The 8,709-nt window shown below is 41.9% G+C and carries 9 protein-coding genes; all 9 read right to left on the bottom strand.

Annotated elements, in window-relative coordinates; translation table 11 throughout:
• Window positions 1–3: 3 nt before the first annotated feature.
• Window positions 4–1,158 carry a phage tail tip lysozyme gene (locus tag QUF07_RS06520; RefSeq protein ID WP_289427028.1) on the bottom strand — a complete coding sequence of 385 codons (1,155 nt, stop codon included), beginning with the start codon at window positions 1,156–1,158 and terminating at the stop codon, window positions 4–6.
• Entirely contained in the window at window positions 1,159–2,577 is a 1,419-nt protein-coding gene (locus QUF07_RS06525; RefSeq protein ID WP_289427029.1) for a type VII secretion protein EssB/YukC, read from the bottom strand. It lies immediately after the preceding gene.
• Complete coding sequence (locus tag QUF07_RS06530) at window positions 2,570–4,585, bottom strand: VirB4 family type IV secretion system protein (protein ID WP_289427030.1); 2,016 nt, start codon at window positions 4,583–4,585, stop codon at window positions 2,570–2,572. Before QUF07_RS06530 ends, QUF07_RS06525 begins: the two co-directional genes overlap by 8 nt.
• An 11-nt stretch (window positions 4,586–4,596) precedes the next feature.
• On the bottom strand, window positions 4,597–5,256 hold the full coding sequence (gene trsD / locus QUF07_RS06535) for a TrsD/TraD family conjugative transfer protein (RefSeq protein WP_216786312.1): 660 nt from the start codon (window positions 5,254–5,256) through the stop codon (window positions 4,597–4,599).
• Window positions 5,225–5,587: a hypothetical protein gene (locus tag QUF07_RS06540; RefSeq protein ID WP_014216295.1), complete on the bottom strand. Its 363-nt coding sequence runs from the start codon at window positions 5,585–5,587 to the stop codon at window positions 5,225–5,227. The genes trsD and QUF07_RS06540 overlap by 32 nt, the downstream gene beginning before the upstream one ends.
• A gap of 20 nt (window positions 5,588–5,607) precedes the next feature.
• A complete protein-coding gene (locus QUF07_RS06545) occupies window positions 5,608–5,943 on the bottom strand; it encodes a CagC family type IV secretion system protein (RefSeq protein WP_035457692.1) in 336 nt (111 codons plus the stop codon).
• Between the two features lies 1 nt (window position 5,944).
• On the bottom strand, window positions 5,945–6,559 hold the full coding sequence (locus QUF07_RS06550; protein ID WP_289427034.1) for a hypothetical protein: 615 nt from the start codon (window positions 6,557–6,559) through the stop codon (window positions 5,945–5,947).
• A gap of 13 nt (window positions 6,560–6,572) precedes the next feature.
• Complete coding sequence (locus tag QUF07_RS06555) at window positions 6,573–6,902, bottom strand: hypothetical protein (RefSeq protein ID WP_014216292.1); 330 nt, start codon at window positions 6,900–6,902, stop codon at window positions 6,573–6,575.
• 82 nt (window positions 6,903–6,984) lie between these two features.
• Window positions 6,985–8,709 (bottom strand): MobA/MobL family protein (locus tag QUF07_RS06560; RefSeq protein WP_289427035.1); only part of this gene is annotated, 1,725 nt, incomplete at its 5' end.

An 8,709-nucleotide genomic window follows, 5' to 3' on the forward strand; every position in this document is an offset into this window, starting at 1 on the left:
TCCTTACTTCTTGATTGGCCGGGCTAACGTTACATCGCTACCGTTCAATAAACTATAAAAAGCGGTGCCAAAAGTGCTTTCGTTAACTTTATCACCCGTACCACCTTGCTCAATAATCTTGGTGGCTTTACCTTGCCATTTATCTAGCAGAATGGCAGTGTGACCGTTGTTTCCGGCTCCCGCACCTTGATTGACGATGACAATATCGCCGGCCTTTGCGTCATTTTCACTGATCTGTTTCAGATATTGATGGCTGCCTTTGGCGTCACTGGCCATCGTGCCGGTAAACCAGCCCATGTTGGCCGGTACCTTGTAACCAGCTTTATTAAGCGCTAACCAGACAAAGCCCGAACAATCAGTTCCACCAGTTTTGCTGGGATTCTTTAAATCACTGCCTAAATCGGGGCCGGGGTGGGTTTGAACATAGTAGAAATCGCCTTTCATACTTTCTGCGTTTTTGACGATACTACCACCGGAATAGCTCGGGTCACTATCACAACCTAACTCGGTCAGATCGCCGGAACTCGCATTGTCTAACGTATTACCGGCCACGGGATCACTTGCACCCAACATGGAATACCAATGATCGGCATAACCGTATCTTTGGCTTAAATACCATTGTTCCGGGTTCTTACTCATACCCTCGTAATCCATTAACCAGGCTTTGGTCGCTTTATGCACGTCCGTATATTTAAAAATCTGCTTGTTTGACGCATAGTAACTACTGTTCAATTCTTGGTCGAGATAATCCAACTGTACCCCGAGATTGGTCGCTGGTTTATTTTCTTTATGGGCTAAATCTTCCAGTTTATCTTTTCGACCACCTAACCACTGGACTAAGCCCGTGGCCCCGGAACTGGAATTAACGGACTTGGGATCAAGGCGACTTTCTAGTTGTAAGACCCCCAAGATACCGGCGGCCGCTTGTGGGGTGGCACCATACTTTTGTTTCCAGTGGGCATAGATGTTTTTGGCATTTTCTGTCATGCTCTTACTATCTAACTGTGTTTCTGTAGTGGTTGAGTTATCACAACTGTTTTCTTGCAATTGACCTGTTACTGCCGCAATTAACAAGATGATTAGCAGAAGGGCGCCGCCCACAATATAAGCAATCAACTTCCACTTCTTTTTCTTATATTCGAAAGACAGTACTTGCATTTAATCACCCACTTTGTGCTTGGCCTGATCGACTTGTTTTTGCGCTGCTGATTGGTCACTCTGCGCATTCTTTAATTCCGACTTAGCCGAATCCACCTTCTTGTCTTTGTCCTTATCTTTACTGCCATCAATCTTGTTGGCGTCATCTAACTTCTTTTGGGCGTCGCTAACTTCGTTCTTAGCGGCATTGAGACTTAACAAGGCTTTTAAATACTTAGCTTTAGGACTGTTCACGCCGGCTAACTTGGTTTGGACAGTCTGGGCGTCTTGCGTATCATTATGGGCGAGGAAAGCTTGTCCCATTCTCAATAAAACATCAGCGTTCGTCGTAAAGGATAATTGGTTATTAAGCGTATTGGTATCATAATTAACAATCGCTTTTTCGAGTTTCAATTGATCTTTTTGCTTACTCGTCGCCTTAGTTGGTAACTGCCAATCGGCCACTTGACTGCTATCTTGGTTGGCATAAGCCGCATTAACAACCTTGTTCAACTGACTTGGGTCAACGTTTAAAGCTTGCTGGTATTGACGATGCTTTAAAAAGACACTGACTTGCTTAGTTGCAGGATAGCCGGCCCGTTTCATATCTTTTTGCGCTTCTGACCACTTCTGATCATTTAAAGCGGTCTGAATTTGACCGCTATATTTTAATCGCGTGACCTGGGCTTGGTTCTGGTTAGCTAAGCTTTGATATTGCCGTTCATCACTTTTATGGACTAAGCCGACGGCCAAAACGGCCACAATCGCCACCCCAGCCACACTCAACCATAATCGTTGTTTGGTTTTCTGTTGGGCCGTTTCAACTGCCTGCCATTCGTGATAGCTCACAAAGTCCTCAATGCCATTAACCACTTCCGTTAACTCATTTAACGACGTAGCTTTAGCTACTTGTTGTAAATAGTCATCCGGGTGTTTGGCCAAGGCTTCTTGGGGATTGCTTAGTAGCCGTTCATAGGGCGTCCCCGTCAAGCAAAATAGAATCAGCGCTTTGTATTTGGCTAAATTGCTATGTTTATCATCATAAGGCATGAGTTCATTGGCCCGGTAGGCGTACCAAACATGTTGCATTGGGTAATACCACAGGTTGGCTGGGTTCAACGCAATGTGATACTGACTATCGTTAACCACCTGTTGCGCCATAATTTCCTTGGCAATCGCTGACCGGATTGCCTTATTTTCATGTGGTAAATTCTTTAATGATCTGACCTTATCCGGCAAGGTATAAGTTAAAACAACCTTCTGGTCTTGCTCAACCACGTTAACCAACTGTAAGAAATTGGCATCAGCTTGCTTTAATTCGTTTAGCTCACTCAACTGGTCATATCGAAACTGATTGTGATTGAGTTCGAGAATTAATTTGTTCCCCTGTCGCTTGAACGTGCCAACCTCGATATTTAATAGCTGATTTGATTTACTCATTTAAAGTCCCTCCTTCCTCCTCGGTGGTAGTTAAAGCGTCAATTTCACTGGGAGTTAAGATCACGCGCTTTTGATAATCCGGTTGTTCGGCTGTCTCACGATTGTATTTTTCTTGGTAAGCTTCTGGGTCGATTAGCCGTAGTTCTTCTTCGGTCAACTCGACACGCATAAAGGCGCGTTGGCTACCATAGATTATCAGGGCTTCGCCTTGTCTACGGCGTTCTAGTAACTTCTTTTCTTTATCCGAGAACGTCATACGCAATTTGGTAATCACATCATCAACGCCTTTACCGTCAAGACCAAAGAACACTTTGGTGTAGGAGTTCCCAATAATGGCTTCACCAATGTTCTGCCCGGTATCTGTCGTGCCTTCGATCACATCTTGAATTTGCTGCGTTCCGGCAATGGCCCCGGCATTGTATTTTCTAAAACGTTTGTATGCTTGATGGAAAAAGGTGGCGGCCGCTTTGTGCAAAGTCAAAAAGTGAAATTCATCGACAAACAATTTCTTGCGGCTATGCCGATCTTTGGTGATTTCGTCCCACAAATACTGGAAGGTATTCAGATAAGCCGCTGATTGGACTTCCTGTTCACTTTGTAGTGGTTTTAGATCAAAAGAAATGATTTTCCCCTTTAGGTTGACGTTGGTATGGCCGTCAAATAGGCTGTTAGAACCATGGGTATAACTGCCTAAGATGTAGTAGAAGTCTTTAACCCGATTGAATTTGTCTTCGTCTTTATCAGCCAGTTTTTCCAACTCGTCATAAACATTGGATAAGGTCGGCCACTGATCGTCTTTAATCTCTTTTAAGCGGCTGTACTTCAAAACACCACTGTTGACGTAGGCCTGTTTAACGACATCATCAAGAATTGCCAGCTCAACTTGGGTAATCCCGGTTTTAAGGACTTCAAAGAATCCCTTTAATCGCTGGATTTTATCTTTAACTAGTAAATCAAGGTTCGTGACCGCCTCATCGGCGCTTAGGATTTCTTCGGAGAAAATTTGGAGCGGGTTAATTTTGTACTTAGCATTCGAGGTTAGGTGCAAGACTGCCCCACCCAGGGCTTCGACAATCTTGGTATATTCGTTTTCTGGATCAATAATGTAGAGTTGATAGTCTTGAATGGCGTAGCGTAGGATTTTCTGAATCATATAGGTGGTCTTGCCGACCCCCGAGGTCCCGATAATCACTTGATTTTGATTTAGGGTCTTGTTGCGATCCAGCATATCTACGGCAATTAAGCTGTTGGTATCTTTGTTAACTCCTTCAATATCGCTTCTCGGCTTTAAGTCCAGAATTTCAGCGTCATCAAAAGGAAACATGCTGCTGGCGACTTCGGTATTACTTTCTTTATAGGTGTAATCCCCCATGAGGTTCTCGTTAATTGGCATGGTTGACCAGAAAGCTTGAAAGGTTGCTTTAACGGGCACTAGGGGCTTCATTTGCAACTTAATCAACGTATTCTTAACGTTTTCGGTTAAGTCGTCTAGTTCCGCTAAACTATTTGCCCGTAAATAAACTAGCATGTGTTGGTAGACAAATGTGGTAGAATTATCTAGGTATTTATCTAGTTGCATGTTGGCTGAATCAATATAGTTTTGCAGAATTTTCTTTTTATACGGGTCGAACGTATTTAACTTCTGCGCTTCCTTATTTTGAATCGTCTTCTTGTAATAGGTAATCATTGAATTGTTACTGGCGCTGTCGATATATTGCACAATATCGATAACGCCTTTTTTGCGCTTCAATTCTGACAACCAGTTGCCGTAAACCCGCTTGGGATAGTCAGCGATCGCTAACACCCGAATAAAATTCTCGCCCGACTGGACGTAGGTGGGGTACTGTTCCCAGCTAAACGGGAATAGTGAATGCAAGCTATCGCGATCAATCAGCTTTGTAAAGTCTTCAACCTCCGGTTTTTGTTTATTAACCGCTGGTTCACTATTTTGCTGACTTTCTTTCTTGGTTGGCATGAACAAATCAATGACTTTATCACCAAAATTCATTTTGTTTCCCCCTATCCATTAAAATTGATCAAGTTCTTTAAAATCTCTTGGACTTCTTGACTAGTCAACACTTTGGCCGTCACATCAAAATCCGTTAACGCATTTTCAATGTCTCGCTTAACTTGTTCAATCTTTTCATCTAAGTGAGTTACTGCTAAATTTAAACTCTCGACACTTTTATTCTTAATTGGTACTTTGACAATCAGCAAATGCTGTTTCGTTGTCATATTTTTTGACTCTTGAACTTTAGTAAAGTGATCCAAATAACTGGCTACGAGTTGGATTTTAAACTTTTGTTCGGGGTGATCTTTTTGTAAAACAAGATACCGACGCTTTAAACCGTTTAGATACGCCGTCATATTGACGGGAATCGTCGGTTCTAAGAACTGTAAGGTGTCATCAACCCCTTCACCTAACGTACTCATGAGAAAGGCGCCATAGTCCTCAAAGACGTCTTGCTGTTCGGTTTCATTAAGTAGATCCAGGTTGATCCCACTAACTTCCAAAATGCCAACGAGATTACCCGTTTTGGTAACTTCGTAATTACCATACATACCCACCACCAAGCTCATGTCATCAATGGTTTCTTTGCCACCATTGATTTTGGGCGGTTGGTAATCCCAATCTAGCCTGGCTGATTTATTGGCGGTTTTGTTCTTCTTCAAACGCATTTAGTTCACCTCGCTTCTTCGGTTTTAAATAAAACAGTTTCTGACCATTGGCATAGCGGCGTTTCAGCTTAAAGTTATCCCGCACTTTAATATTCTTCCGCGCCGCAACTGGCCGAATTGTTAAAATAGCCATGACAATCGTCATGGCTAAGACAACAATCACTATTTTTATCAGGACTAAGATCAGCCCATAGGGTGGGATTGCAATAAAAATTAAGCCCACTAGTCCTGCCAGCGCCGCATAGCCAAAATCCTTCAAGGTGTAATCTTTCCAGATCCCGTAATCTTTATCTACGTTCTCTGGGAAGATAAATTCTTTTCCTTTCTTCATTTGGCAGGCTCCTTTTTAAATTAAGTGAATAGGCTGTAAACCCAAGGTAATAGCCAGATAATCGCTGCCGCTAGGGCCACTAAACCAGCCACCCGACCAACCGCGTGATAAACTTCAGATTTCTCTCGCGGATCGTCTGCGTCAGGCATTCTTTTGATAATAATAAATAGCGCGACACAAATCCCAACTAAAACGACCAACCCGGTTAAAATACCTTGAATTGTCTTACCAGCTTGGGTGAGCTTACTTTTAACTTCGCCACCGTCCGCGGCAAAAACAACCTGAGCGTTCATCAATCCCAAGTAAATTGTGGTGGCTCCAGTAGTTGCTAACGCTTTTACTTTGCTGAACTTCATGTTATTCCTCCTTCCTATCGTCTTCTGATATTCGTAATTGAATTTGTTCTGCCTGCGTTTCTTCTGGCTCACGCTGATAGAACTTGTTCATTTGGTCCTCAGCAATTTGCTGGCTTGGTAACGGATCGGTGGCTAATTTGACGCGACCATTTTCACTTGTGGCTAAGTAATACTCTTTTTCTGACTGGCCTAATTCTTGGGTCTCTAAGACATGCAAATTATGTTCGTAACGGTCTAAGGCGTTATCAACTTCTAAGCCATAGAAACCTAAGAAGCCTTCCAGGAAACTCTCACCAAAAAAGGTCATTTCATTTTTAATTTGCTTATATTGATGAGTTGGCTTATCACTAACTAGCTTTTCAGTTTTTTTGGCGTTCTTGCTGTCTTGATGACGATTAAACCAACTACTGATTTTTAATGGGTCGGTCTTAATCTGACGCTTAACGGTATTTTTGATTAATGCTTTCCGTACCTCGTCAATTGGTTTACCTTCCTGTTTCAATCGGTCTTGTAACTTGTCTTGATCCGCCAATTCTTGTTCGTCTTTAACCACGATAGCTTTCTGGCCATTATGAATTAGCTTGCCATTAATGCCCTGCCAGCTTTCTACTTTCATTGGATCACCTCCTTTAAATCAATCGGGATAATTGTTCTCTGGACGTTCCCCTATCCCGCCCTGTAAAATGGATTATTAGGAGGGTGACACCTAGAAGGCGTATTTCTAGGTGCTGATCCCCGTTAGCAACTCTACTGCTGACGAGGACGCCCTCTTTTTTTATATGCTTCTTAATCCACTCTATCCCTTCATCAGATATTAACTTGCTTTTCCCAGAACCAAGCATTAATTCTTCCGGAAACTCTTCTCTATGTCTGCTCAACCAAGCACTAACATAGTTGCGCCCATGTCCTAATTCACGACTTGCTTGTGCTAAACTATGCCATTTTTGTTTGTTTGCCACATGCGGATTCTCCTTTCTTTATTTTAGCTTTAGTTTAGCACATAAATAGGTGCATTGATGCCATTTAATTATTACATTTATCTTACAAGTGCATACCACCGTCTTCATGCCGGTTTCGAGTTTGGTGTTGCCGTTTCTTTTTCGTCATTTCCCACTCAGTCTCCTTTAAACCTTGCGCCTGTTTTTGCCGTTGGTAATCTTCATCACGGGCATATAGGGCGGTCATGATTGCGTTACTAAAGGCCGTCTTTAAGTAATAGTCTGGACTAACTGGCTTGTAGTTCAACGGTTGATAATGCCCCATATTTGCTTTTCTGTACTGGTCGTCCTTGGCTTGTTGCTCTTTTAACTGCTTTTGGATTTTCTCGATTTGACTGTTCTTAATCGTTGGATCGACTTTGCATTCGCCAAAAAAGAGTTGTTTAGTGCCATCATGCTTTAAAACCCGTTGTAAGTGATGATTTTCTAACTGATCTAAGCTAAGCTGTCCCGACAAATAAGCTAACCCTAATTGATGTTCTTGGGTACTGAAAACCTGTGGTGGATTTGATTGCCATTGTTCCATTGTTTCGACTTTTAATGGCTTTAAAGTTGGATCATAGTACATCACGGCTGTATAAGCCTGTTCCTGTTTAGTCAATGGCAATCCATCTAAATCGCCTTTGGGAAAGGCCCTTTTCAATACTTCATGGTATTGCGTTTGAATGACTTGTTTAACTGCCATTATTGTTCGCAAATCTTTGACTGCTCGAGTAATCGTTTGCTGTTCTGCTGGTGAATACTTTTCTAGTAGTCCTTTATCGACGTGTTCTAGGCTTTCTAAGCTATCAGAGTGGATCATTAGCGTATATTTCAGGTCGATTTTGGCCTCTTTTTCTTGTTGCATTAATAACTTCCAGCCAACGTATGGCCGTTTGGTAAAGGCCAATAATTGTTGTGTCAACAAATCATCACGAATGTTCATTAAACGTTCGTTTAATTCACTACCCTTGAAAACTGTTTGTTCGCTATCGGTTTCCTTAATTAATTCTCGTCTTTCAGCTTGCGTGGTCTGTTCAAAATTAAGCTCTGGATAAAGTTTTTTCGTAGTGCGATCAACCACTTTATTTAAGAGTTCATCTGCTTTTTTGAGTGAGCTTTCTTGTTGGTTAATTGTCAATAATTGTTTAGTCACATCTTCACCAACCGCATGTTTAATTAAGGTACTGTTTTTCCAATTAAATAGCATGCGCCGCTTATCATCTAAGTTCTCCAAACTGATATAAGTTTTCAGTTCATGGCTTAGTTCTTTAACTACCCGTTTTTCATTAAACGAGAAGTGTTTACTTAGGCTATCTAAATGACCTCTATTGATTGATTTTTCTTGGTTATTTTTATAACTGGCTTTGGCCTTGCGATAGTCCTTAACTTGTTGATTAAATTCTTTTCTTTCATGCCGCTTACTATTGATTCCCTCATGTTGAGTTGGAACTTCATCTATTCCTTGATTTTCAAAGGATTTTTCGCTGATCCGATCGGGAATATTTTTTTGCTCTAAAACTTGATTGACACTAACCGCCCAATTGTGCCGCCATTCAGTTATTTTTTCTTTTTTATCCCAATCAACCAACCAAATTTTTCGGTTTCTTACATTCCCTGCAGGGGTCTTAGTTTTATTACCATGACTATCTAAAATGTATTCGGTTTTTGTTTTCTGTCCCCAAGTACCATCGGGGTTAAATGGGCGATTGGTTAACATCACATGAGCGTGCGGATTATCTGGGTGGTCGCGATGAATTGCCACGTCGGCTACCATGCCCTCATCAAC

This window comes from Lentilactobacillus sp. TOM.63 (genome assembly GCF_030361045.1).
Classification (GTDB): domain Bacteria; phylum Bacillota; class Bacilli; order Lactobacillales; family Lactobacillaceae; genus Lentilactobacillus; species Lentilactobacillus dabitei.